Source organism: Streptococcus sp. HMSC070B10, from assembly GCF_001808665.1.
Taxonomy (GTDB): Bacteria; Bacillota; Bacilli; order Lactobacillales; family Streptococcaceae; genus Streptococcus.
Window position 1 is genome coordinate 1 of the sequence record NZ_KV794174.1, and the last position, 1,020, is coordinate 1,020.

Consider the following 1,020-nt stretch of genomic DNA (forward strand, 5'->3'; position numbering starts at 1 on the left):
GTCTAAGTATAGTGGTACGATAGCTGAAAATAAAGACCTAATAGATGCATTATTTAATGTTTATAAAAACGTCACAACAAGTGATTTATATAAAAATAGTAAAGGCTATAAAAAATATTTAAAATCTATTTTGCCAGCTTTATATGCTGCTTATCGTTTTAAGAAAGATAGATTCGGGAATGTAATTGTTTACAAGGATACGACTTTATTTTGGAATAAATTAGATGAATTTTTGAAGCTTAATAAGAAACTTAATCAGAATAAATCCTATGCTATAGCTCTGTATAGTAGTGGTAAGCCTACTAAAGCGTTTGAGTCTTTATTTGCGAAGCTTGGTAATACACGTTATAATGAGGGATTAAGGAATGTTCTAGCTACTTTTGATGAAAATACTAAGATGGCCCACAAAATCGTTAAAGTTGGAGAAAGTCTAGTAAAAACAACAAATAGTTTGTTAAAAGAAGAATTCATCAAAGAAGTGACTTTTAAAGGCGCTTTAAAAAATGTCTGGAAATCTAGTAAAGCTGGTGGAGGAAAAGGCTTAGTTGAGTCTGCTACAGATAGCTTTAAAAATTACAAAGAAGGTTTTAAATCCGCTTCGAAGTTTGGTAAGTTTTTAAAAGGATCTGCAGTTGTTGGTGTTGCTTTAGATGTGGTTGATACTTTTTCGAAAATCCACGATAATAAACAAGAGGCCAAACGTCAAGGTCTAAGAGGAAATGAAGTTAATGCTAGTGTGGCAACAGGTTTTGTGATAGATGCGGCCAAGGCGGCAGGAACTACTGTTGCGGCAACAGGAGCAGCGAGTGCTGGAGCTGCAGTTGTAGGCGCTTTAGCAGCGGGTGCGCTAGGTGTTGCTACTGCTCCTGTTTGGTTAACTGGCTTAGGTGCAATCGCAGCATCCGCAGTAGCGGTAGGTACTTTAAACTGGGCCGATAAAAAGTTTAATATTACGGGTAACCTTAAAAAAGGTGTCAATAGCCTGATAAAAGGCATGAGAGGATGGTTTAAATGATACTG

At 36.3% G+C, this 1,020-nt stretch carries 1 pseudogene; it reads left to right on the forward strand.

Annotated features, from left to right (window positions below):
• Positions 1-1,015: pseudogene (locus HMPREF2613_RS05230) on the forward strand (virulence protein); the annotation flags it as partial.
• Positions 1,016-1,020 lie beyond the last annotated feature (5 nt).